The following is a 24508-nucleotide window of genomic DNA, read 5'->3' on the forward strand; positions in this document are numbered from 1 at the left end:
AGGTAGGTGTTACATGTCCGAGCTTAATGAAAAGTTAGCCACAGCCTGGGAAGGTTTTGCGAAAGGTGACTGGCAGAATGAAGTAAACGTACGTGACTTCATTCAGAAAAACTATACCCCGTATGAAGGTGACGAATCCTTCCTGGCTGGCGCAACTGACGCGACCACCAAGCTGTGGGACAGCGTAATGGAAGGCGTTAAACTGGAAAACCGCACTCACGCGCCAGTTGATTTTGACACCTCCGTTGCTTCCACCATCACTTCTCACGATGCTGGCTACATCAACAAAGCCCTTGAGAAAATCGTTGGTCTGCAGACTGAAGCACCACTGAAACGCGCAATCATCCCGTTCGGTGGTATTAAAATGGTTGAAGGTTCCTGCAAAGCGTATAACCGCGAGCTGGACCCAATGCTGAAAAAAATCTTCACCGAATACCGTAAAACCCACAACCAGGGCGTATTCGATGTTTACACCAAAGACATTCTGAACTGCCGTAAATCTGGCGTTCTGACTGGTCTGCCAGATGCATATGGCCGTGGCCGTATCATCGGTGACTACCGTCGCGTTGCGCTGTACGGTATCGACTTCCTGCTGAAAGACAAATACGCACAGTTCGTTTCCCTGCAGTCTGACCTGGAAAACGGCGTAAACCTGGAAGCGACTATCCGTCTGCGTGAAGAAATCGCTGAACAGCACCGCGCGCTGGGTCAGATCAAAGAGATGGCTGCTAAATATGGCTGCGATATCTCTGGTCCTGCGACCAACGCTCAGGAAGCTATCCAGTGGACCTACTTCGGCTACCTGGCCGCTGTTAAGTCTCAGAATGGTGCAGCAATGTCCTTCGGTCGCGTATCCACCTTCCTGGATGCGTACATCGAACGCGACATCAAAGCAGGCAAAATCACCGAGCAAGACGCTCAGGAAATGATTGACCACCTGGTCATGAAACTGCGTATGGTTCGCTTCCTGCGTACCCCTGAATACGATGAGCTGTTCTCTGGTGACCCAATCTGGGCAACAGAATCCATCGGTGGTATGGGCGTTGACGGCCGTACTCTGGTAACCAAAAACAGCTTCCGCTTCCTGAATACCCTGTACACCATGGGGCCTTCTCCGGAGCCGAACATCACCGTTCTGTGGTCTGAAAAACTGCCTCTGAACTTCAAGAAATTCGCCGCTAAAGTGTCTATCGATACCTCTTCTCTGCAGTACGAGAACGATGACCTGATGCGTCCGGACTTCAACAACGACGATTACGCTATCGCTTGCTGCGTAAGCCCAATGGTTGTTGGTAAACAAATGCAGTTCTTCGGTGCGCGTGCAAACCTGGCGAAAACCATGCTGTACGCAATCAACGGCGGCGTTGATGAAAAACTGAAAATGCAGGTTGGTCCTAAGTCTGAGCCGATCAAAGGCGACGTTCTGAACTTCGACGAAGTGATGGAGCGTATGGATCACTTCATGGACTGGCTGGCTAAACAGTACGTCACTGCGCTGAACGTTATCCACTACATGCACGACAAGTACAGCTACGAAGCTTCTCTGATGGCGCTGCACGACCGTGACGTTGTCCGCACCATGGCGTGTGGTATCGCTGGTCTGTCCGTTGCTGCTGACTCCCTGTCTGCAATCAAATATGCGAAAGTTAAACCAATTCGTGACGAAGACGGCCTGGCTGTAGACTTCGAAATCGAAGGCGAATACCCGCAGTTTGGTAACAACGACTCTCGCGTTGATGACATGGCGGTTGACCTGGTAGAACGTTTCATGAAGAAAATTCAGAAACTGACGACTTACCGTAACGCTATCCCGACTCAGTCTGTTCTGACCATCACCTCTAACGTTGTGTATGGTAAGAAAACCGGTAACACCCCAGACGGTCGTCGTGCTGGCGCGCCATTCGGCCCAGGTGCTAACCCAATGCACGGTCGTGACCAGAAAGGTGCAGTTGCCTCTCTGACCTCCGTTGCTAAACTGCCGTTTGCCTACGCGAAAGATGGTATCTCTTATACCTTCTCTATCGTGCCAAACGCGCTGGGTAAAGACGACGAAGTGCGTAAAACTAACCTCGCGGGTCTGATGGATGGTTACTTCCACCACGAAGCGTCCATCGAAGGTGGTCAGCACCTGAACGTGAACGTCATGAACCGTGAAATGCTGCTCGACGCGATGGAACACCCTGAGAAATATCCTCAGCTGACCATCCGCGTATCTGGCTACGCAGTACGTTTTAACTCCCTGACTAAAGAACAGCAGCAGGACGTTATCACCCGTACTTTCACTCAGTCCATTTAACTGGAATTGACTGAAATCACGCGTTAAAAAGCGTACAATAAAGGCTCCACGTCAGTGGGGCCTTTTTAGCACCCTCTCCACCTCAGTCTCTTTTGTCCGCTATCTATACTTAATGGATAACAGCCAAAACAGACTTAACACAGCCGGTTTTGAGCTGTGCATACACAGGCCCCGGACGGGCCGATGCTGGAGATATCACCGCAATGTCAATTATTGGTCGCATTCACTCCTTTGAATCCTGTGGCACCGTCGATGGCCCGGGCATCCGCTTTATCACCTTTTTCCAGGGCTGCCTGATGCGCTGCCTGTACTGCCATAACCGTGACACCTGGGATACGCACGGCGGTAAAGAAGTGACCGTTGAAGAATTGATGAAAGAGGTGGTGACCTACCGCCACTTTATGAACGCGTCCGGCGGCGGCGTCACCGCATCCGGCGGTGAAGCCATTCTGCAGGCTGAATTTGTCCGCGACTGGTTCCGTGCCTGCCGCAAAGAAGGCATTCATACCTGTCTCGACACCAACGGCTTTGTACGCCGCTACGATCCGGTTATCGACGAGCTGCTCGAAGTGACCGATCTGGTGATGCTCGATATCAAACAGATGAACGATGAGATCCACCAGAACCTCGTTGGCGTCTCAAACCACCGCACGCTGGAATTTGCTAAATACATTGCCGATAAAGGCATTAAAACCTGGATCCGCTACGTGGTTGTGCCTGGCTGGTCAGATGACGATGACTCCGCGCACCGCCTCGGGGAATTTACCCGCGACATGGGCAACGTCGAGAAAATCGAGCTTCTGCCCTATCACGAGCTGGGTAAACATAAATGGGTGGCAATGGGCGAAGAGTACAAACTCGATGGCGTGAAGCCGCCGAAGAAAGAGACGATGGAACGCGTCAAAGGTATTCTTGAACAGTACGGCCACAAGGTGATGTATTAAAGAAAAGGCCCGGTGAGAACCGGGCCTTTTTATATTCTATTTAAAGACGCCGTTAATAACGGACGTCACAATCGCAGTGCTCAGCGCAATTAAGACCAGGTCGTCACCCACTACCCGCCACTCATAGCCTGGATAGGAAGGAAGCTGACCCAGCATAGAGGCCGGCACGGTTTTCTTCGCAATGCCCGGAGGCAACGGCTTACCGCGCGCCAGGTTTTTTGCGATACCCGGAGGCAGAGACTTATAGCCCGTTAGGCCATAATTCAGCGCCAGATGGCGGGCATGATCGAAACTCACGCGAGCGTCGACATCGTTACCGACATCCTTACTGTTTTTAACGCTCTTATCCGATTTCCCAGGGTTATCCTGACCGTTATTTTGCTTATTGCCATGGTTACCAGAATTCCCGTTACCATGACTGCCGCTGTTACCCTGTCCGCCACCGTTTCCGTGACCATTGCCATTCCCGTTTCCAGGATTAGCCATGACCGGAGCCGTTGCAAACGTTAAAGACAACACTACGGCAAGCGCGGTAGTGGAAAAACGACGAATAGACATGATTGATGCCTTATAGTGGTAGGACTCACATGAATTATCGTCTGACGCAATAAACAAACAATAAGTAAAATTCTTAGTTGTGACAGGGACAAAAAAGCCTGTCATCGACAGGCTTTTAATTAATCAGGCATGAGCCACAGGCGTTGGGTGCTCGCCCACTTTGCGCAGCAGCATTAAGAGATAAATAAACGATACGCTGGCGATCATGATAAACAATAGATTATCAGAGTAATTCTGCATCAGCATCGCGGTAAACGTCGGCCCTAATAAACTGCCGATGGTATAGCTCAGTAACAGCGCCTGGTTCATTGCCACCAGCTGGTGATGTTCCACTTTCTCACAGGCCCAGGCCATCGCAACCGGATAGAGCGTAAAGCCGGCGGCCCCGAGAATAAACAGCGCAGGCGCCATAGCGGCGTTGCTGAGCATGGCAAGGCACCCCATGATAACCACGAAGACCTGAACGCGCAGCACCAGCAGACGACCGAAACGGTCCGCCAGTCGACCAATCGGCCACTGCCCGACGATGCCCGCACTCACCATAACCGCCATCCAGAAGCCAATTCCGGAATCGCTGACGCCCTGATGATTCAGATAGAGCGGCATCAGGCCGTAGAGCGAGCCCAGTACAATCCCCGAGATAATGCAGCCGTTAACGCCCAGACGCGCCTGGCGCAGTCTGAGCATTGGCCACACGTGGGTCGCTTCCTGATGCTCGCTGTTCTGGTTCACAATGCGCGTGAAGAGCAGCGGCAGGATTGCGGCCAGCACCATGCCCGTTACCCACGGCAGAACGCTCATCAGGTCGGTTGGCAGCTTGCTGACCATCAGTTGCCCCAGCACGGTGCCGACGTAGTAAACCATCATATAGGCCGCCAGCAGGCGTCCGCGGTTGCGGGAGGTGCCGCTGCACATCAGCGCACTTTCAACCACCACCCAAATCATCGCGCAGCCTACGCCAGCGATAAAGCGCCATGCCATCCAGCTCCAGAAGCCGACCATCAGGCCCAGCCCGGCACACCCGGCGGCGAAAATCAGCGAGGCCAGATAATAGCTGCGATTAAAGCCAAAGCGCTTGATCAGGCTCCCGGTGACCAACGTACCCAGCAGGTTGCCGGTAAAAAAGGACGAGCTGACCATACCCACCTGCCAGGTCGGTAAGTTTTCATGGGCGAGCCACAGCGGGACGAGCGTATTTAACACTGCGATCGCCAGGGTCAACAGAAGCAGGCCACAGAGCAACAGAAGCACTGGGCGGGTATAGGTGGTCATGGATTAAAAACCGTGAGGAAGTTCAGATTTCGTGCGCATCATGCCACTGGCAAAAACAAAGTCAATCCACTGATTTAGCCGCCTCGCACAATATGTTCCCTGTCGATTTAAAAAACTTATCCTGCTAATGCCACGCCTGCTATAGATATTAATTATGTATCTGTTTTTATTTATTAATGGGCGAAATTAAAACAAAACGACAGTCGAAAAATTTCATGATCGAAAAAAGAAAAAGCCGGGCACTCGGGCCCGGCTTGATATAACGAAATACAACGCTAGCTGGCGATAGCCATACCAACGGTCATATGCAACCCGTAGAACACGCCGCGGCCAATCAGTTCGCCTGCCAGTACCAGCACAAAGGCCAGTGACAGCAGCGGCAGCGCGGGCTGATAACCTTTAAGCTGAGGCGCGATCCAGAGTACCAACGCCGCGACCAGCAGAACGATGCGCCAGGCCATCAGAGAACCGTAGTCCGGCACAAGGGCAGAAGCCTGCTGGATAGAGCTGTGAATGGTTGCCAGTTCGGCACCCTGCATCAGGGCGACCACCGCACTCACCACCAGCGCCAGCAGCGAAACAGCGGGCAGCAAACGCATTGCCCACCCGTCTACGCCCGCCACGCGCAGCAGCAGGTAGCCCAGCAGCGGCCCGCCGATAAACATCGTCAGGAAGAAGCTCATCGGCGTCCAGACGCTGTACCAGGTTGGAACGGTATCGATAGTGTTATAGACGCGCACCATCATCCACACGAACACCACGCCCAGCACCATGGTCACGATCAGCCACAGGCTGCGCAGACCCGCAGGCAATTTCTTCATCGCGGCCAGCAGCCAGCCCAGCCCACCGACGGCAAAGAAAATTGCCCCGCTGGCAATCTCGTTACTGAGGGATGAGGCCCCCACGCGGTTCAGAGAGTTAAACGCGCGCATCGGTGAACCCAGGTGCAGCGTGGAGGCGATAAAGCCAATTCCCATCAAAACCCACAGGCCAAACATGCTCAACACCAGACGCTGCTGCTGTTCGGCATTGAGGTTCCCTTTTAACAACGCCAGCGCGAGCACAATGAAACCACCCGCCACGCACTGACCAAAGACCGTGAAGATCATCAGCGGCCATTCATGCCATCCACTTCCCATCTCACACCTCCTTCGGATTTGCCAGGTAGCCGGTGGTGTCACCTGTAGGACGGCTGTTGGCGTTAGGTTTAATCACAATGCTCGGCTTCGTGAAGTGCGCAGACGGCAGCGGCGCAACGGCAGCAAGCTGACCGTGTTTTTTACGCAGCTCTTCAATAGGGCCGAAGTCCAGCGCGCGCAGCGGACAGGACTCAACGCAAATCGGCTTTTTGCCATCCGCCACGCGGGTGTGGCAACCGTCGCATTTGGTCATATGACCTTTGGCGGCGTTGTACTGAGGCGCACCGTACGGGCACGCCATATGGCAGTACCGACAGCCGATGCAGACATCTTCGTCCACCACCACAAAACCGTCTTCACGCTTGTGCATCGCCCCGCTCGGGCAGACCTTGGTACAGGCCGGATCTTCACAGTGGTTACAGGCAATCGACAGGTAATAGGCAAAGACGTTCTGATGCCAGACGCCGTTATCTTCCTGCCAGTCGCCACCGGCGTATTCGTAAATACGGCGGAAGCTGACGTCCGGAGTCAGGTCTTTGTAATCTTTACAGGCCAGCTCGCAGGTTTTGCACCCGGTGCAACGGCTGGAATCAATAAAAAATCCATACTGGGTTGTCATCGGCTACTCCTTAAACCTTTTCAACCTGGACAAGGTTTGTGTGGGATGGGTTGCCCTTCGCCAGCGGCGACGGACGCTGCGTGGTCAGCACGTTAATACTGCCCGCCTGGTCGATGCGGCTGGCATCGGGGCTGTACCAGGCCCCTTCCCCCAGCGCCACCACGCCTGGCATCATGCGCGGCGTTACTTTGGCTTCAATGTGCACCTCGCCGCGACCGTTGAAGATACGCACGCGATCGCCATTGCCGATGCCGCGCGCTTTGGCATCCATCGGGTTGATCCACATCTCCTGACGGCAGGCGGCTTTCAGTACGTCGACGTTGCCGTAGGTAGAGTGCACGCGCGCTTTGTAGTGGAAACCGGTCAGCTGCAGCGGGAATTTCGCCGTCAGCGGATCGTTGTAGTTTTCGAAACCTGGCGTGTAGATCGGCAGCGGATCGATAACGTCCCCTTCCGGCAGCTCCCAGGTCGACGCGATTTTTGCCAGATCTTCGGAGTAGATTTCGATTTTGCCCGACGGCGTGGTCAGCGGGTTCGCCTGCGGATCTTCACGGAACGCTTTGTACGCCACGTGGTGCCCTTCCGGATCGCGCTGTTTGTACATACCCTGCTTGCGGAAGGTATCGAAATCCGGCAGGTCAGGGATCGCCTTACGGGAAAGTTCATGCAGATGGCGCATCCACCCTTCCTGAGTACGTCCCTCGGTAAACTGTTGCTCAACGCCAAGACGTTTCGCCAGCTCAGAGGTCATCTCATAGATGGTTTTGCACTCGAAGCGCGGTTTGATGGCCTGGTCGGTGAAGATCACGTAGGACATGTTGCCGCAGGAGGCGTCCAGCGCGAAATCCATCTGCTCAGAAGCGGTGCAGTCCGGCAGCAGGATATCGGCATATTTCGCCGAGGAGGTCATGTGGCAGTCAATCACCACTATCATCTCGCACTTCTTGTCATCCTGCAGGATTTCATGGGTGCGGTTGATTTCAGAGTGCTGGTTGATGAGACAGTTACCGGCATAGTTCCAGATCATCTTGATCGGCACGTCCAGCTTGTCCTTGCCGCGCACGCCGTCGCGCAGGGCGGTCATTTCCGGGCCGCGTTCGATCGCATCCGTCCACATAAACATGGAGATGCTGGTCTGAACAGGGTTATCCAGCGTCGGCATACGTTCAAACGGCACTTCATACGAGCCTTCACGCGCGCCGGTGTTACCGCCGTGAATGCCCACGTTACCCGTCAGAATAGAAAGCATTGAGATCGCGCGGGTCGCGATTTCGCCGTTCGCATGACGCTGCGGGCCCCAGCCCTGGCTGATATAGGCCGGTTTGGCTGAGCCAATCTCACGCGCCAGCTGAACGATACGCTCCACCGGAATACCGGTGATGGTGGACGCCCACTCGGGCGTTTTCGCCACGCCGTCGCTGCCCTGACCGAGAATGTAGGCTTTGTAATGCCCGTTAGCCGGCGCGCTGGCTGGCAGGGTTTTCTCGTCATAGCCGACGCAGTATTTATCCAGGAAAGGCTGATCGACGAGGTTTTCGGTGATCATCACCCACGCCAGCGCTGAGACCAGCGCCGCATCGGTACCCGGACGGATTGGGATCCACTCGTCTTCACGTCCGGCACCGGTGTCGGTGTAGCGCGGATCGATGATGATCATGCGGGCATTGGATTTGGCGCGGGCCTGTTCGAGGTAGTAGGTTACCCCACCGCCGCTCATGCGGGTTTCACCCGGATTGTTACCGAACAGGACGACCAGCTTACTGTTTTCGATATCAGACGGGCTGTTGCCGTCCGCCCAGCCGCCGTAGGTGTAGTTCAGGCCAGCAGCGATCTGCGCCGAGGAATAGTCGCCGTAGTGGTTGAGATAACCGCCACAGCAGTTCATCAGGCGCGCCACCAGCGTTTTACCCGGCGGCCAGGAGCGGGTCAGCGTGCCGCCAAGCGTCCCGGTGCCGTAGTTCAGGTAGAGGGATTCGTTGCCGTACTCTTTGATAAGACGCTGCATATTGGTGGCGATGATGTCGTAGGCTTCATCCCAGCTAATGCGCTCGAACTTCCCTTCCCCACGCTTACCAACGCGCTTCATCGGGTATTTCAGGCGGTCCGGGTTGTACACGCGACGACGCATGGAGCGACCGCGCAGACAGGCACGAACCTGATGTAACCCTTCGTAGTTATCGTCCCCGGTATTGTCGGTTTCGACATATTTAATTTCACCATCCACCACATGCATGCGCAGTGGACAACGGCTACCGCAGTTTACGGTACAGGCACTCCACACCACTTTTTCCGGCGTGGTGGCCGGGGACAGTGCATCTGCCGCCGACGCCAGTCGGGTAAAAGGGAGCGTGAAGGCACTACTGGCTACGGCCAGGCCGCCAATTGCCGTGGTTTTCATCAACCCACGGCGAGTGACCTCGGCAGCCATTAATGCTTCAGGCGCGTTGATTTTCATAGAGACTCACTTTGGTTGCTCACAAAGAAAAGAGAGGCGGCGCAAACCGCTATGTAGTTTTATATATAACGAATTTCTTCGTTATCAGCTTTTTATGCTGACTTTCATTCGGAGGAGTATTACTACTTTAGAGGGAGAGGTTATTGCTTCGTATCAAATCAAAGGCATAAAAAAAGCGCCCTGAGGCGCTTTTTTGTTTTAAGACAAATTATTAGCCGATGTACTGCTGGCCTTTCATGTACGGACGCAGCACTTCAGGGATCTCAATACGACCGTCCGCCTGCTGGTAGTTTTCCAGCACGGCAACCAGCGTACGGCCCACGGCCAGACCAGAACCGTTCAGGGTATGCACCAGACGGGTTTTCTTGTCAGATTTGCTGCGGCAGCGAGCCTGCATGCGGCGCGCCTGGAAATCCCAGACGTTAGAGCAGGAGGAGATCTCACGGTAGGTGTTCTGCGCAGGCACCCACACTTCCAGATCGAAAGTCTTGCAGGCGCCAAAGCCCATATCACCGGTACACAGGGCCATACGACGGTACGGCAGACCCAGCAGCTCCAGCACTTTCTCAGCGTGGCCGGTCATCTCTTCCAGCGCGTCCATGGACTCTTCAGGACGGACGATCTGCACCATCTCAACTTTGTCGAACTGGTGCATACGGATCAGACCGCGCGTGTCGCGACCGTAAGATCCTGCTTCAGAACGGAAGCACGGAGAGTGTGCAGTCAGCTTAATTGGCAGGTCGTCTTCATCGATGATCTCATCACGCACGAGGTTAGTCAGCGGCACTTCAGCGGTTGGGATCAGCGCGTAGTTGCTGCTGTCTGCTTCCTCGTCCAGCGGACGGGTATGGAACAGATCGCCGGCAAATTTCGGCAGCTGGCCCGTACCGTACAGCGTATCGTGGTTGACCAGATACGGCACGTAGGTTTCGCTGTAGCCGTGCTGCTCGGTGTGCAGATCCAGCATGAACTGCGCCAGCGCGCGGTGCAGATGGGCGATCTGGCCTTTCATCACTACGAAGCGAGAGCCGGTCAGCTTAACCGCCGCAGCAAAGTCCAGGCCCGCGTGCATTTCGCCCAGCGTTACGTGATCGCGCACTTCGAAGTCAAACTCACGAGGCGTACCCCAGCGTTTCACTTCAACGTTGTCGTTTTCGTCTTTGCCGACAGGCACGCTGTCGTCAGGAATATTCGGGATAGCCAGGGCAATATCACGAATTTCGGCCTGAAGAACGTCCAGCTCAGCTTTCGCCTGATCCAGTTCTTCACCCAGTTTGTTCACTTCCAGGCGTAATGGCTCAATATCTTCCCCGCGCGCTTTCGCCTGGCCGATGGATTTCGATCGAGAGTTACGCTCTGCCTGCAGATTTTCAGTTTGTACCTGCAGTACTTTACGACGCTCTTCAAGAGCGCGCAGCTTATCTACATCCAGCTTAAAGCCCCGGCGTGCCAGTTTTTCAGCGACTGCGTCTGGCTCATTACGCAGCAGATTGGGATCGAGCATGCTTATCCTGTGCTTATCGAATTAAAATAGGAAAATGTGACCACAGCCTGCGGCCACAAGGTTATACCCTAAATAATTCGAGTTGCAGGAAGGCGGCAAGCGAGCGAATCCCCAGAAGCATAGAAAACTATGTGACTGGGGTGAGCGAGCGCAGCCAACGCACATGCAACTTGAAGTATAACGGGTATACATTGCCAACATTACCGCAACGATTGAACTAACGGTAGCGTTTTATAGGGCTATTTTGATCCTGTCCGGCGAGCCAGGTGAGCTTTTCACCAATCTTGCCTTCAAGACCTCTGTTTGTGGGGTGATAATAGCGCGTTTGTGCCATCTCCTGCGGGAAATATTCCTCTCCGGCAGCGTAGGCATTGGGTTCGTCGTGAGCGTAGCGATACTCCTGCCCGTAACCCATCTCTTTCATCAGCCTGGTCGGCGCGTTACGCAGATGAACCGGAACATCGTAGTCCGGGCGTTCGCGCGCGTCGGACATCGCCGCTTTGAAGGCGGTATAAACCGCATTGCTTTTCGGCGCGCAGGCCAGGTAGACAATCGCCTGCGCAATGGCTCGTTCGCCTTCCGCAGGTCCAACGCGGGTGAAGCAGTCCCAGGCCGACAGCGCGACCTGCATGGCGCGAGGATCGGCATTGCCGACATCTTCTGACGCAATCGCCAGACAGCGACGCGCGACATATAACGGATCGCCACCCGCAGTGATAATGCGCGCGTACCAGTAAAGCGCCGCATCCGGCGCGCTGCCGCGCACGGACTTATGCAGCGCCGAGATCAGGTCGTAAAAACGATCGCCTTTGTTATCGAAACGCGCGCTGCGTTCACCGGCAATTTCGGTGAGCAGCTCCTGCTTCAGCACCCGCTTACCGGCATCGTCGACTTCGGCCATATCGGCCATCATTTCCAGCGTATTCAGCGCCCGACGCGCATCGCCGTTGACCAGCTCGGCAATCGCACGACGCGTGTCGTCAGGCAGAACGATATCCTGCCCGCCGTAGCCCCGCGCTTTATCGTCCATCGCCTGGGTGAGAACCTTTTCGATATCCTCGGTAGTCAGCGATTTGAGCAGGTAAACGCGCGCGCGGGACAGCAGCGCCGAATTCAGTTCAAACGACGGGTTTTCGGTGGTCGCGCCGATGAAGAAGATCGTGCCGTCTTCAATGTGCGGCAGGAAGGCATCCTGCTGACTCTTGTTGAAGCGGTGAACTTCGTCCACGAAGAGGATGGTGCGCCGCCCGGCGTTGCGGTTCTGCCGCGCACGCTCGATTGCCTCACGGATCTCCTTCACGCCGGAGGTGACCGCCGAGATGCGTTCAACATCCGCGTTGGCATAGCGGGCGATCACTTCTGCAAGCGTGGTCTTGCCGGTGCCAGGGGGTCCCCAGAGGATCATGGAGTGAAGATGCCCGGCCTCAATGGCGCGCGGCAATGGCTTACCGGCAGCCAGCAGGTGCTGCTGGCCGATGTACTGCGCTAAATTTTCTGGCCGCATGCGAGCGGCCAGAGGTTGAAACGCGTTATCTGAAAAATCGAGCGACAGATTGCCCACTCACGCCTCTTACTTATTGCGTTGGTCGTCCACCGTTACGCCCTGCGGCGGGGTAAAGGTGAATTTCGATGCATCAACGGCGCCGTTCTGCTGAGATTTAAGCTGGTAGCTGCTGCGCTGATCGTCCTGCTCAACCGCGCCGAACTGATTAATGGTACCGTTGGTGCTTACGTTAATGGTGAACTGCTTCAGGTTGCCGTTGCTGCCTTTCGGCGTCAGGACAAACTCGTCACCCGTCTGTTTAATATTATACTGCTGCCAGTCGCTGGACTGGTTACGGGCAATCAGCATAAACGGCGTATTGCTGGTGGCATCTTTCAGCCAGGTCGCCGTTGCCTGCTCAACGAACGGGTTGAAGAACCATAAGGTTTTGCCGTCAGACACCAGGATGCTCTCATCCGGCTGGGTCATGTGCCAGTTGAACAGATTTGGGCGTTTTACCCACAAATCTCCCTGGCCTTCCTGCACCGCGTTGCCGCTGCCGTCAGTCACTTTTTGCGTGAAGCTGGCGTGGAAGCTGCTTACTTTATCCAGTCGGCTTTTAAGGTCGCTGGCCGCATCAGCCCAGACGCTGCTGGCGACAAAACTGGTGAGTAATGCACAGGCGATGGCGATTTTTTTCATTGTTATTCCTTAAAATACGTCTTCCCGATATGGGGTTTCCGTCTTCTATTCTGGACCTGCCCGAAGGCAGGCGACAGAAGAAAATGCTTAATTTTGGCTGATTTACCCTTCTTTGCAATCGCTGAAGGTTAATCAAACGGCGGCGGTGCCAGCACCTCGCGGTTACCGTTATGCCCCTGCTCGCTCACAATGCCCTGCGCTTCCATCTGCTCGATGATACGCGCTGCGCGGTTATAGCCGATGCGGAACTGGCGCTGCACGCCAGAGATGGACGCTTTGCGTTTTTCAGTAACGAAGTTAACCGCCTGATCGAATAACGGATCCAGCTCTTCGCCGCCGTCGAAGCCACCGCCGCCGCCTTCGCTTTCCGTATCGCTGGTGATGCCGTCAACATATTGTGGACGACCGCGCGCTTTCCAGTCCTGCACGACGGCGTGTACTTCCTCATCGCGGACGAACGCACCGTGGACACGCACCGGAGAGGTGGAGTTCGGGCCGGAATAGAGCATGTCACCCATACCCAGCAGCGACTCTGCGCCGCCCTGATCAAGAATGGTACGGGAGTCAATTTTACTGGATACGGTAAAGGCGATACGCGTCGGGATGTTCGCTTTGATAAGACCGGTGATAACGTCCACGGAAGGACGCTGGGTCGCCAGCACAAGGTGAATACCGGCCGCACGCGCTTTCTGCGCCAGACGGGCAATCAGCTCTTCCACTTTCTTACCGACGGTCATCATCAGGTCAGCGAACTCATCGACCAGCACGACGATATAAGGCAGCTTTTCCAGGACCGGATGCTGGGCATCCATGCTGTCACCCGGCTTCCAGTAAGGATCCGGGATCGGACGTCCCATACGCACCGCCTGGGCGATTTTCTCGTTATAACCGGCCAGGTTACGCACGCCCAGCGCAGACATCAGCTTGTAGCGACGTTCCATCTCATTGACGCTCCAGCGCAGGGCGTTGGCGGCGTCCTTCATGTCGGTGACCACTTCGGTCAGCAGATGCGGGATGCCTTCGTAGACCGACAGTTCGAGCATTTTCGGGTCGATCATGATGAAACGCACATCTTCCGGCTGCGCTTTATAAAGCATGCTGAGGATCATGGCGTTCACGCCGACAGACTTACCGGAGCCGGTAGTACCCGCGACCAGCAGGTGAGGCATTTTCGCGAGATCAGCCACCACCGGATCGCCCGCAATATCTTTACCCAGCACCACGGTCAGCGGGGATGGGTTATCGCGGAACTTGGTGTTATCCAGAACTTCACGCAGGTAGACGGTCTGACGTTTCTTGTTCGGCAGCTCAAGGCCAACGTAAGGCTTGCCCGGAATCACTTCCACCACACGTACCGCCACGGTCGACAGAGAACGCGCCAGGTCACGGGACAGGTTCGAAATACGCGCGGCTTTAACACCTGGTGCCAGGTTCAGTTCAAAACGGGTGATAACAGGACCCGGTGAGTAGTTCACCACGTCCGCCTTGATGCGGAAGTCAGCCAGACGGGCTTCCACCAGACGCGCCATTTGTTCAAGCGCGAAGGTATCGACCGGCTCCACTTCTGACGGCGGCGGCGTTAACAGATCCAGAGACGGCAGCGGCGTGCTTGGACGCTGCAGCGGACGGCTGTCACCGTTACGCATCAGCAGTGGGTGAATCAGGCTCTCCTGCGGCTGAGGCGCAGGCTGCTGGAACTGCGGCGGCTGTGGTGCCTGCTGCGGTTGCTGAACAGGTTGATGCGGCTGCGCATACGGCTGCTGAACGGGTTGTTGCGGCTGCGCGTAGGCCTGCGATGCTGGCTGCTGGCGCACGGGCTCTGCTTCCGGCATCACGCTCGGGGTAAATAAAGGCTCGCTCGGGCCATCATCCACCAGATCCTTCATCGGCGAGAATTCAAAATCTGACAGCGAGAACGGATTTGCACCAGCCGGTTGTTCACCGGAATAGCGCTGCTGCTGGGTGGCGGCAAACTGGCGCGCCAGTTCTGCTTCAGCCGCGTCCTCTTCGTCTTCCAGCACCGGTTCATCGTGCTGGTATTCTTCACCGTAGCGCTGATTCTGCTGCGCAGCGAACTGGCGGGCCAGCTCGTCCTGCTGCATTTCATCGGCGTCATCTTCGTACTCAGGCTCGCGCGCTTTCTCTTCGGCCATACGCTGGGAAGGCAGCTTGATACCATAAGAGGCAAGCTCACGGCGGGTTGGAACGCGAACGCGGTTAGGGCGAGGCAGTTGCGGACCAATCCCCTCCTTCACCTGAGGACGTGGCGCGCCCCCTGTTGCCAGACTAAAGACTGGTGCCGCTACGGCAGCGGCCACGGTAGCCTGCTTCACGCTTTCCGCTACGGGTGCAGCTGCTGGCATCGGGTCGATCGGTGGAACCGAAACAGCAGGCGCTTTCGTCACCGGCTCCTGGACCGGTTCAGGCACAGGCTGGTACCAGGCCGCCAGCTGCTCGCGTTCACGCGCACGACGCTCTTCAACTTCTTCAAAATAGTACATAGGTGGACGAGAGGGTTTTACCTCTTCCACGATTTCCGGTTCAGGCTGCGGCTCAACATAAGGCTGCGCAGGTTCAACCGGTTCAGGCACATACTCCTGATAAGGTTGGGCCACAGGCTGTTCATAGTGCGGGTAATCTTGCGGTTCATACGCAGGCTGCGGCGGCTGATAAGGCTGCTGCCACTGCTCCTGCTGTACAGGGATGTAGCTTTCAGGTTCAGGCGCGATAACGGGCTCCGGCGTGTGAACGCCAGGCGCAGTCTGCCAGTCAACCTGCGGCTGCTGAATAACGGATTCCGGCGGCGAAACCGGCGCGGATGGCATCACGGCATCGACAGGCGCGGCATACGCCTGCGCTGCGGTCGTCGCGGCGGCGGCGGCCGCAACCGGCTCGGTAACCGAGTGGCCATTTAACAGCGGATCGTATTCGTCGAAGTCACCCGGCGTGGCCCGGCTGCCGGAGAAGAGCACATCGTCAGGATCGACGGCGACACCGGCCGCGCGATACGCCACCTGCTCGTCTTCATCCATCCGTTTACCTGAGAAGAGCGCCGCATCGGTTTTACGGCCAAGCGGGTTGGCAAATTTCTCAGCAACACGCTGGCGACGCGCCAGCGCGCCGCGCAGAATACGCGCGCGACGAGACTCGCGACGCTGCACAGGCGCGTCATCTTCCTCTTCATCTTCGTACTCGTCTTCATCAACCCACGTATCGTCGCGGCGGGTACGGTTGCTGGCGAAGGTCAGAATGGTAAGGATAAAACTGCCGATTTTCTCGGCAATGCTCACCCAGGACCAGCCGGTAAACAACGTCAGCCCGGCCGCCCAGATGCAGAGCAGCGCCAGCGTGCCGCCGCTGCTGTGCAGCATCGGCTGTAGCGCAGAACTGAGTAAGCTGCCAATCACCCCGCCCGAGGCGAAGTACCAGATATCATCCGCATTTATCGCTGCCAGCCCGCACGAGGTGAGGATCAGCGCCAGCGCGCCAATCAGGCGCAGCGACACGGCGAAATAGTCGATGTAATCATCGTTCTGACGATGACGCCACGCAAACCAGCATCCGCCAATGATAATGACGGGAAGGGTGTAGGCCATCACACCGAAAATGAAAAACAGCGTGTCCGCAAGCCAGGCACCGGGAACACCGCCTAAATTATGGATAGGCTCATGCCATGCAGTTTGTGACCAACTGGGATCTGAGGGGTTGAAACTGAGTAAGGCTGCCATCAGCCAGACGGCAAAAAGGGCAATAACAATCAGCAAAGCCTCGAGGAGACGACGTCCGCTGCTTAGCTTCGATAGTGTGACTTCTTTGTCTTCAGTGTATTCCTGGCTCAAGAAAGGCTCTCCAGGTATCAGGCATATCCTGCCTGTTTGCTAAAACGGACAACAGCGCCGGGACTCCCCGGCACTGTTGCTGTATGGATTAACAGGAGTGTAATCAAACTACGCTGATTTTGCACCTGTTCCGTGTTAGCGCGTCTTAATAACCAGACGATTGCTCTGTTTGACCTCTTCCATCACCACATATGTACGGGTGTCGTTCACGCCCGGCAGACGCAGCAGGGTTTCCCCCAGCAGCTTACGGTAGGCGGACATATCAGGCACACGGGTTTTCAACAGGTAGTCGAAATCACCGGATACCAGGTGACACTCTTGAATTTCTTCAAGTTTTTGTACAGCGGAGTTAAATTGCTCAAACACATCCGGCGCACCACGATTCAGAGTAATCTCAACAAATACCAGAAGTGAGGCATCCAGATAATGCGGGTTCAGCAGAGCCGTATAGCCCTGAATAAAACCCTGTCTTTCCAGTCGGCGCACACGCTCAAGGCACGGCGTCGGGGAAAGTCCCACACGTTTTGAAAGCTCGACGTTGGAAATACGCCCATCCTTTTGCAATTCATTAAGAATGTTACGATCGATACGGTCGAGATCTTTGCCAGGGCGCTTCTTGCTATCTACCATTATTATTGTCTCTCTGTATTCCTTCCCTACTCCTGCCTGGACCCTGTGCACATCACTGTTCAGAGCCTGTACCCGTTAGTCATCACATCGCCTGATTATGTATTAGACGCGATGCGGATTCGGGTTCTGTTGGTAAGAAGACCGTTGCCCGAAGGCAGTCACCGACATCACGTATGGCGTCTGTCCACGCCATGCGTAGATTTCACTGACCCGGTAAAAATGGCATTTACGTGCATGCCTATGCGGCATACGGTTAACGCGGTTTTTTTTCTTCCTTGAATGTTTTCGCAAAAGCGCAGGGGATTGTCAAAGCAAAACATCGTTTTTTAGTACAACATGCCGGATATTCATTACGGCAGGGTATTAATCCTCATTTTATTGCCTTACAAACGAGCGATTTTCAGGAGAAAGCGTGATGTTATAGCGCCTCATTCATCGTCCGTGGCTATTACACAGATTGATATCAAAATTGCTGCGCTCTTTTTTTACGACAACAAATTCCCTACAATCCAGCCAAATGTCTGCCAACAACAATGGGGATCTCATGGGCACGGCCAAACACAGTAAGCTGCTAATCCTTGGTTCTGGACCTGCGGGATATACCGCAGCGGTCTATGCTGCACGCGCTAACCTGCACCCGGTACTCATCACCGGTATGGAAAAAGGCGGTCAGCTGACCACCACCACCGAAGTGGAAAACTGGCCAGGGGACCCGAACGACCTGACCGGGCCGCTGCTGATGGAACGTATGCACGAGCATGCCGCCAAATTCGAAACCGAAATTCTGTTCGACCACATCAATAAGGTCGATCTGCAGAACCGTCCGTTCCGCCTGACGGGCGATAGCGGCGAATACACCTGTGACGCGCTGATCGTCGCCACCGGTGCCTCTGCCCGTTACCTCGGTCTGCCATCCGAAGAAGCGTTCAAAGGCCGCGGCGTCTCTGCCTGCGCAACCTGCGACGGTTTCTTCTACCGCAACCAGAAAGTCGCGGTCATCGGCGGCGGCAACACCGCAGTGGAAGAAGCGCTCTACCTGGCGAACATTGCCTCTGAGGTGCACCTGATCCACCGTCGCGAAACCTTCCGCGCGGAGAAGATCCTGATCAAACGTCTGATGGATAAAGTGGCAAGCGGCAACATCGTGCTGCACACCAACCGTACCCTCGAAGAGGTGACGGGCGACCAGATGGGCGTTGCTGGCCTGCGTATCCGTGATACCCAGAACACCGATAACGTCGAAACGCTTGAAGTGGCGGGTCTGTTTGTGGCGATCGGTCACAGCCCGAACACCGCGATCTTCGACGGTCAGCTGGAGCTGGAAAACGGCTACATTAAAGTGCAGTCCGGCATTCACGGTAACGCGACCCAGACCAGCATCCCGGGCGTGTTCGCGGCTGGCGACGTGATGGACCACATTTATCGTCAGGCGATTACCTCTGCGGGCACCGGCTGTATGGCCGCGCTGGACGCTGAACGCTACCTCGATGGACTGGCTGAACAAGGTAAATAATCTTTACAAGTCAGTAACAAACGTAAATAAAGGCGGCGATAAGTCGCCTTTATTGTCTCCCCGTTGTAACATTGCGCTGCCCAATTTCTAATAACGTCACCTGCAAAGTACGCAATGGAAAAAACCCGTCAACAAGAGTTAACACGCTGGCTGAAACAGCAAAGCGTTATTTCCCGCCGCTGGCTTACGATTTCCCGTCTCCTGGGGTTCGTTAGCGGTCTGTTGATTGTTGCCCAGGCATGGCTGCTGGCTCGCATTCTTAATCATATGATCATGGAGAACATCCCGCGCGAGGCACTCCTGCTGCCCTTTATTGTCCTGATCCTGATTTTTATCCTGCGCGCCTGGGTGGTGTGGCTGCGTGAGCGCGTCGGTTTTCACGCCGGACAGCACATCCGCTACGAGATCCGCCGTCAGGTGCTCGATCGCCTTCAGGAAGCCGGACCCGCGTGGGTCCAGGGTAAACCGGCCGGTAGCTGGGCGACGCTGATCCTTGAGCAGATTGACGATATGCACGACTACTATGCGCGCTATCTGCCGCAGATGGCCCTTGCCGTCTTCGTTCCGCTGCTGATCGTGATCGCCATCTTCCCGGTGAACTGGATGGCTGCGCTGATTCTGATGGGCACTGCCCCGCTGATCCCGCTGTTTATGGCGCTGGTCGGCATGGGGGCAGCGGATGCCAACCGCCGTAACTTCCTGGCATTGGGTCGCCTGAGCGGCCATTTCCTCGACCGTCTGCGCGGCATGGAGACGTTACGCATTTTTGGCCGCGGTGAAGCGGAAACCGAAAACATTCGCCAGGCATCACAGGACTTCCGTCAGCGCACCATGGAAGTGTTACGCCTCGCCTTCTTGTCTTCCGGGGTACTGGAATTCTTTACCTCACTGTCGATTGCCCTCGTGGCGGTCTACTTCGGCTTCTCCTATCTCGGCGCGCTGGATTTCGGCCATTACGGCACGGCGGTGACCCTTTCCGCCGGGTTCCTGGCGCTGATCCTGGCCCCGGAGTTTTTCCAGCCGCTTCGCGATCTGGGGACCTTCTATCACGCCAAAGCGCAGGCGGTTGGCGCAGCCGATAGCCTGAAAACGTTCCTGGAAACGCCGCTGGCACACCCGGAGCGCGGTGACGTGACGCTGAATGCTAAAGACCCCGTAACCATTGAAGCGCAGGACTTTTCCATTCTGTCACCGGAAGGCAAAGTGCTCGCGGGTCCGCTGAACTTTACCCTGCCTGCCGGACAACGCGTGGTGCTCGTCGGCACCAGCGGTTCCGGGAAAAGTTCTCTGCTGAATGCGCTATCCGGTTTTATGGCCTACACGGGTTCACTGCGGATCAACAAAACCGAACTGCGCAACCTCGATCCTGACGCCTGGCGCAAACAGCTCAGCTGGGTGGGCCAAAACCCGCAGCTTCCAGCCTCAACGCTGCGTGAAAACGTCCTGCTGGCGCGCCCGGATGCGCGTGAAGATGAACTGCAATCGGTTCTCGACCGCGCCTGGGTCAGCGAGTTTCTGCCCCTGCTCCCGAAAGGAGTAGATACCGTGGTCGGCGACCAGTCCGCCGGGCTGTCAGTCGGACAGGCGCAGCGTGTGGCGGTTGCCCGCGCGTTGTTGAATCCTTGTCAGCTGATGCTGCTGGATGAGCCTGCCGCCAGCCTGGATGCCCACAGCGAACAGCGCGTAATGGAGGCCCTGAACGCCGCCTCCCGGCAGCAAACCACCCTGATGGTCACCCATCAGCTGGAAGGCATTGCCGACTGGGACCAGATCTGGGTCATGGAGAACGGCCGTCTTGTTGAGCAAGGCGATTACGCCTCTCTCGTTGCCGCGCAGGGGCCGTTTGCCGCCCTGCTGGCGAACCGTCAGGAGGACATCTGATGCGTGCTCTGCTGCCTTATCTTGCGCTCTATAAACGCCACAAATGGATGCTGACGCTGGGGATTGTGCTGGCGATTGTCACGCTGCTCGCCAGCATCGGCCTGCTCACGCTTTCCGGCTGGTTCCTGTCGGCCTCGGCCGTCGCGGGCGTTGCCGGGTTATACAGCTTCAACTATATGCTCCCTGCTGCCGGCGTTCGCGGTACCGCCATCACCCGTACTGCCGGACGCTATTTCGAACGGCTGGTCAGCCACGACGCCACTTTCCGCGTGCTGCAGCACCTGCGCATCTACACCTTCAGCAAGCTGCTGCCCCTCTCCCCTGCCGGGCTGGCGCGTTTTCGTCAGGGTGAGCTACTCAACCGTGTCGTTGCGGATGTCGACACGCTGGATCACCTGTACCTGCGCGTGATCTCCCCAATCGTGGGCGCGTTTGTGGTGATTGTGGTGGTCACGCTGGGGTTGTCTGTTCTGGATGTTCCCGTTGCGCTGACGCTGGGCGGGATCATGCTGCTGACGCTGATCATTCTGCCGCCGCTGTTTTACCGTGCCGGAAAATCCACCGGGGAAAACCTGACGCGTCTGCGCGGGGACTACCGACAGCAGCTAACCTCCTGGCTTCAGGGGCAGGCAGAGCTGACCATTTTTGGCGCCAGCAAGCGCTACCGTGCCCGGATGGAAAGTACGGAGCTGAACTGGCATGAGGCCCAGCGCCGCCAGTCGGAGCTGACGGCCTTCTCTCAGGCGCTGATGATGTTAATCGGCGGCGTGGCGGTGATTGCCATGCTGTGGCTGGCCTCCGGCGATGTTGGGGGAAATTCACAGCCGGGTCCTCTTATTGCCCTTTTCGTCTTCTGCGCGCTTGCGGCGTTTGAAGCGCTGGCCCCGGTGACGGGCGCCTTCCAGCATCTGGGTCAGGTCATCGCCTCTGCCCTGCGCATCACCCAGATTGCGGAGCAGGAGCCCGAAGTTACGTTCAGTGCCGGGCAAACCGCTGTACCAGAGCAGGTTGCGCTAACGCTTGAAGATGTCACCTTCGCCTACGACAAGCAGGCGCAGAACGCGCTGGACGGTATCAACCTTTCTGTTGAGGCAGGACAGCGGATTGCGATCCTCGGCCGTACCGGCTGCGGTAAATCGACGCTGCTGCAGTTGCTGACCCGCGCCTGGGATCCGCAGCGCGGTCAGATTCGTTTTAATAATACGTTGCTGACTGATTTCAGCGAGCAGGCCCTGCGCAAGACCGTGAGCGTGGTTCCACAGCGCGTGCATCTGTTTAGCGCCACGCTGCGCGATAACCTGCTGCTGGCCGCGCCAGAGGCCTCTGATGATGCGCTTCGCGCCGTGCTGGAGCAGGTAGGACTGCAAAAGCTGCTTGAGGACGAGGGGTTGAACAGCTGGCTGGGCGAAGGTGGCCGTCAGCTCTCCGGCGGCGAGCTGCGCCGTCTGGCCATTGCGCGCGCGCTGCTACACGATGCGCCGCTGATGCTGCTCGACGAGCCCACCGAAGGACTGGACGCCACGACCGAGAGCCAAATTCTTGATTTGCTTGCGAATGTCATGACCGGCAAAACCGTGCTGATGGTCACGCACCGCCTGCGCGGACTGGCGAGCTTTGATCGGATAATTGTGATGGACAACGGGCACATTATTGAGCAAGGTAATCATACAGAACTGTTGGCAAAACAGGGTCGCTACTACCAGTTTAAGCAGCGTCTGTAGACTATATTTGTAGCGTCCTCACTCGCGTACTGGAGTTTTGCTGTCATGCGCCTGGTCCAGCTTTCTCGTCATAACATCGCGTTCCCTTCTCCGGAAGGGGCGCTGCGTGAGCCCAACGGGCTGCTGGCCCTTGGCGGTGACCTCAGTCCCGCTCGACTGTTAATGGCGTACCAGCGCGGTATCTTCCCCTGGTTTTCCCCAGGCGATCCGATTTTATGGTGGTCCCCCGATCCGCGTGCCGTGATGTGGCCAGCGCAGTTTCACGTGAGCCGCAGCATGAAGCGTTTCCATGCGAAATCACCGTACCGCGTCACCCTCAACCACGCCTTTGGTCAGGTCATTGAAGGCTGTGCCGAAGACCGCTATGAAGGGACATGGATCACCCGCGATATCATTACCGCCTACCACCAGCTCCATGAGCTTGGCTACGCCCACTCCATCGAGGTGTGGGAAGGCGGAGCGCTCGTCGGCGGCATGTACGGCGTGGCGCAGGGGACGCTGTTTTGCGGCGAGTCGATGTTCTCTCGTGCGGTTAACGCCTCGAAAACCGCGCTGCTGGTCTTCTGCGAGGCGTTTGCCCAGCGCGGCGGACGCCTGATCGATTGTCAGGTGCTCAACGAGCATACCGCCTCCCTGGGTGCCGTTGAAATTCCGCGACGCCAGTACATCGAACAGCTGGACGCCAGCCGTCAGGAGAAGCTCCCGCGCGACTTCTGGATACCGAGAACGCTCTTTATGCCCAATGCCTAAATGTTTTCCGCATATTTTTTGTGAGGGTGTTATAATTATGCCGCAGAGTAGCTTCTGCCTGTTGCCCCGCCGCCGTTTGGGACCCTCGCTTCAGATAACGTCCTGACGTTTATCCTGTCGTCTCCCCTTTACGAATGCGCTTCCTGTTCGGTTGTACCGTGACGCTTGGGCAATGCGCCGAAACTGTTTTGCTGCGTTTTAATCGCGCAATTCTTTACTTAATTGATGAATTTCGGCATTATCTTGCCGGTTCAAAACTTGGTAGTGATACCCCAGAGGATTAGATGGCCAAAGAAGACAATATTGAAATGCAGGGTACCGTACTTGATACGTTGCCTAATACCATGTTTCGCGTAGAGCTGGAAAACGGTCACGTGGTAACTGCGCACATCTCCGGTAAAATGCGCAAAAACTACATCCGCATTTTAACGGGCGACAAAGTGACTGTTGAACTGACCCCGTACGACCTGAGCAAAGGCCGCATTGTCTTCCGTAGTCGCTAATTGTTTTCGCCTGTAATGGCAGATGAATATTTAAAAGGTCGGGATAATCCCGGCCTTTTTTATTTATGGCTTTAGTGTTGCTGCATCGGAAGATGTATTGTCATCCATGGTTGGACAGGAGCGATTAAATCCCCCGCCATAGAATGAGCCATGTCATGGAGTAATCCCGTAAGGTGCGGCAACATATCGCGGTCAAAATGCGACACCAGCAGCACATGGTTTAACGCCCGGCAGTAGTCGCATTTCGTTTCTGTATCTTCAAGCAACCACTCTTTTTGTCGCGGCTGTTCCGCTTCATCCTCAAATTCCACCACCTGAAAATCACGCATTGATTCTGTAAGGCCAGTTTTCACCTCTTCCAGGTAAGTTCCGAGACAGCGGCAAACGGGCTGCGTTTGCGGGAGTGATTTGCAGTCGAGGAGGATTTCGGTGAGCAGTTTGCAGCGCTCGGCCAGGGTTGGGAGATCGGGGTTGAGGGAGAGTTCGCTGTAAAGTTGGGCGAAATTATTAATATCAGTCATATGTGATCCTTTATGCACGTAAGATTGTTTGTGCACACTTTCAGGACGCCAATCCCGGCACCTGATTTTGCAGGTGCGCCGCCATTTTATTACTGTGGATTTATCCAGCAACTGACTTCGAAAGAAACTGGAAAGCGCCTCGCAAAATTCCTCTGCGGTCTGTTGCCCTCACCCCAAT

Annotated in this window: 18 protein-coding genes; 7 read left to right on the forward strand and 11 right to left on the reverse strand. The window is 56.0% G+C overall.

Features of this window, described 5'->3' with window-relative positions; all coding sequences use genetic code 11:
* Positions 1–13: 13 nt before the first annotated feature.
* Positions 14–2296, forward strand: coding sequence for a formate C-acetyltransferase (gene pflB, locus KIF87_RS07605; protein WP_211446639.1), 2283 nt, complete (start codon positions 14–16; stop codon positions 2294–2296).
* Between the two features lie 203 nt (positions 2297–2499).
* Positions 2500–3240 carry a pyruvate formate lyase 1-activating protein gene (gene pflA, locus KIF87_RS07610; RefSeq protein ID WP_213328378.1) on the forward strand — a complete coding sequence of 247 codons (741 nt, stop codon included), beginning with the start codon at positions 2500–2502 and terminating at the stop codon, positions 3238–3240.
* Between the two features lie 36 nt (positions 3241–3276).
* Here pflA and KIF87_RS07615 read toward each other — a convergent pair whose 3' ends face one another.
* The 10 genes from KIF87_RS07615 to lrp all read right to left on the reverse strand — a co-directional run bounded on the left by KIF87_RS07615 (position 3277) and on the right by lrp (position 17441).
* On the reverse strand, positions 3277–3798 hold the full coding sequence (locus KIF87_RS07615) for an anti-virulence regulator CigR family protein (RefSeq protein ID WP_213328379.1): 522 nt from the start codon (positions 3796–3798) through the stop codon (positions 3277–3279).
* A gap of 123 nt (positions 3799–3921) precedes the next feature.
* Entirely contained in the window at positions 3922–5070 is a 1149-nt protein-coding gene (locus KIF87_RS07620) for an MFS transporter (protein WP_023335120.1), read from the reverse strand.
* A gap of 275 nt (positions 5071–5345) precedes the next feature.
* On the reverse strand, positions 5346–6209 hold the full coding sequence (locus tag KIF87_RS07625) for a dimethyl sulfoxide reductase anchor subunit family protein (protein ID WP_213328380.1): 864 nt from the start codon (positions 6207–6209) through the stop codon (positions 5346–5348).
* A gap of 1 nt (position 6210) precedes the next feature.
* Entirely contained in the window at positions 6211–6828 is a 618-nt protein-coding gene (locus KIF87_RS07630; protein WP_032658209.1) for a DMSO/selenate family reductase complex B subunit, read from the reverse strand.
* A gap of 10 nt (positions 6829–6838) precedes the next feature.
* The gene (gene dmsA, locus KIF87_RS07635) at positions 6839–9283 is read right to left on the reverse strand and encodes a dimethylsulfoxide reductase subunit A (protein WP_213328381.1); all 2445 of its coding nucleotides are present in this window, start codon (positions 9281–9283) and stop codon (positions 6839–6841) included.
* A 211-nt stretch (positions 9284–9494) separates the two neighbouring features.
* On the reverse strand, positions 9495–10787 hold the full coding sequence (gene serS / locus KIF87_RS07640; protein WP_008499983.1) for a serine--tRNA ligase: 1293 nt from the start codon (positions 10785–10787) through the stop codon (positions 9495–9497).
* A gap of 217 nt (positions 10788–11004) precedes the next feature.
* Positions 11005–12348: a replication-associated recombination protein RarA gene (gene rarA, locus KIF87_RS07645; RefSeq protein ID WP_024907805.1), complete on the reverse strand. Its 1344-nt coding sequence runs from the start codon at positions 12346–12348 to the stop codon at positions 11005–11007.
* A 9-nt stretch (positions 12349–12357) separates the two neighbouring features.
* A complete protein-coding gene (lolA, locus tag KIF87_RS07650; RefSeq protein WP_023310983.1) occupies positions 12358–12972 on the reverse strand; it encodes an outer membrane lipoprotein periplasmic chaperone LolA in 615 nt (204 codons plus the stop codon).
* Between the two features lie 128 nt (positions 12973–13100).
* Positions 13101–16811 (reverse strand): DNA translocase FtsK 4TM domain-containing protein, encoded by a 3711-nt coding sequence (locus tag KIF87_RS07655; protein ID WP_213328382.1) that lies wholly within the window; start codon positions 16809–16811, stop codon positions 13101–13103.
* Positions 16812–16946: 135 nt separating this feature from the next.
* Positions 16947–17441: a leucine-responsive transcriptional regulator Lrp gene (gene lrp / locus KIF87_RS07660; RefSeq protein WP_002439523.1), complete on the reverse strand. Its 495-nt coding sequence runs from the start codon at positions 17439–17441 to the stop codon at positions 16947–16949.
* 544 nt (positions 17442–17985) lie between these two features.
* Between lrp and trxB the strand changes: the two genes are divergently transcribed.
* From trxB to infA, 5 genes are all read left to right on the forward strand, one after another.
* On the forward strand, positions 17986–18954 hold the full coding sequence (gene trxB / locus KIF87_RS07665) for a thioredoxin-disulfide reductase (protein WP_023616696.1): 969 nt from the start codon (positions 17986–17988) through the stop codon (positions 18952–18954).
* Between the two features lie 114 nt (positions 18955–19068).
* Positions 19069–20835, forward strand: coding sequence for a heme ABC transporter permease/ATP-binding protein CydD (gene cydD, locus KIF87_RS07670; protein WP_213328383.1), 1767 nt, complete (start codon positions 19069–19071; stop codon positions 20833–20835).
* Complete coding sequence (gene cydC / locus KIF87_RS07675) at positions 20835–22556, forward strand: heme ABC transporter ATP-binding protein/permease CydC (protein ID WP_213328384.1); 1722 nt, start codon at positions 20835–20837, stop codon at positions 22554–22556. Before cydD ends, cydC begins: the two co-directional genes overlap by 1 nt.
* 45 nt (positions 22557–22601) lie before the next feature.
* Positions 22602–23306, forward strand: coding sequence for a leucyl/phenylalanyl-tRNA--protein transferase (gene aat / locus KIF87_RS07680; RefSeq protein WP_213328385.1), 705 nt, complete (start codon positions 22602–22604; stop codon positions 23304–23306).
* A gap of 284 nt (positions 23307–23590) precedes the next feature.
* Entirely contained in the window at positions 23591–23809 is a 219-nt protein-coding gene (gene infA, locus KIF87_RS07685) for a translation initiation factor IF-1 (protein WP_002211347.1), read from the forward strand.
* A 71-nt stretch (positions 23810–23880) separates the two neighbouring features.
* On the opposite strand, the gene KIF87_RS07690 is transcribed toward infA, so the two are convergent.
* Positions 23881–24330: a hypothetical protein gene (locus KIF87_RS07690; RefSeq protein WP_213328386.1), complete on the reverse strand. Its 450-nt coding sequence runs from the start codon at positions 24328–24330 to the stop codon at positions 23881–23883.
* Positions 24331–24508 lie beyond the last annotated feature (178 nt).

The sequence above is a fragment of the Enterobacter sp. 120016 genome (assembly GCF_018383635.1).
Taxonomy (GTDB): Bacteria; Pseudomonadota; Gammaproteobacteria; order Enterobacterales; family Enterobacteriaceae; genus Enterobacter; species Enterobacter asburiae_D.